The 1330-nt window shown below is 57.0% G+C and carries 1 rRNA gene (running past both ends of the window); it reads right to left on the reverse strand.

Annotated features, from left to right (window positions below):
- A 23S ribosomal RNA gene (locus ACIQVL_RS51430) occupies positions 1-1330 on the reverse strand (it extends past both window edges: 1289 nt to the left, 197 nt to the right).

The raw sequence follows: 1330 nt of genomic DNA on the forward strand, positions 1-1330 counted from the left end.
GCTACACCCTTACCCCGGGACAACCACCGCCCGGGCTGGACTACCTTCCTGCGTCACCCCATCACTCACCTACTACCACCTTGGATCAGCGGCTCCACCACTCCCCTTTGCCCGAAGGCTCCAGGACGGCTTCACGGCCTTAGCATCAATGGGTTCGATGTTTGACGCTTCACAGCGGGTACCGGAATATCAACCGGTTATCCATCGACTACGCCTGTCGGCCTCGCCTTAGGTCCCGACTTACCCTGGGCAGATCAGCTTGACCCAGGAACCCTTAGTCAATCGGCGCACACGTTTCCCACGTGTGAATCGCTACTCATGCCTGCATTCTCACTCGTGAACCGTCCACAACTACCTTCCGGTGCTGCTTCACCCGGCACACGACGCTCCCCTACCCATCCCAGAAGGCGTTGGCCCTAATTCTGGAATGACACGACTTCGGCGGTACGCTTGAGCCCCGCTACATTGTCGGCGCGGAATCACTAGACCAGTGAGCTATTACGCACTCTTTCAAGGGTGGCTGCTTCTAAGCCAACCTCCTGGTTGTCTGTGCGACTCCACATCCTTTCCCACTTAGCGTACGCTTAGGGGCCTTAGTCGATGCTCTGGGCTGTTTCCCTCTCGACCATGGAGCTTATCCCCCACAGTCTCACTGCCGCGCTCTCACTTACCGGCATTCGGAGTTTGGCTAAGGTCAGTAACCCGGTAGGGCCCATCGCCTATCCAGTGCTCTACCTCCGGCAAGAAACACACGACGCTGCACCTAAATGCATTTCGGGGAGAACCAGCTATCACGGAGTTTGATTGGCCTTTCACCCCTAACCACAGGTCATCCCCCAGGTTTTCAACCCTGGTGGGTTCGGTCCTCCACGAAGTCTTACCTCCGCTTCAACCTGCCCATGGCTAGATCACTCCGCTTCGGGTCTTGAGCGTGCTACTGAAACGCCCTCTTCGGACTCGCTTTCGCTACGGCTACCCCACACGGGTTAACCTCGCAACACACCGCAAACTCGCAGGCTCATTCTTCAAAAGGCACGCAGTCACACCACAAGGATGCTCCCACGGCTTGTAGGCACACGGTTTCAGGTACTATTTCACTCCCCTCCCGGGGTACTTTTCACCATTCCCTCACGGTACTATCCGCTATCGGTCACCAGGGAATATTTAGGCTTAGCGGGTGGTCCCGCCAGATTCACACGGGATTTCTCGGGCCCCGTGCTACTTGGGTGTCTCTCAAACGAGCCGTCAATGTTTCAGCTACGGGGGTCTTACCCTCTACGCCGGACCTTTCGCATGTCCTTCGCCTACATCAACGGTTTCTGACTCGTCC

The sequence above is a fragment of the Streptomyces sp. NPDC090499 genome (assembly GCF_044769305.1).
GTDB lineage: Bacteria > Actinomycetota > Actinomycetes > Streptomycetales > Streptomycetaceae > Streptomyces.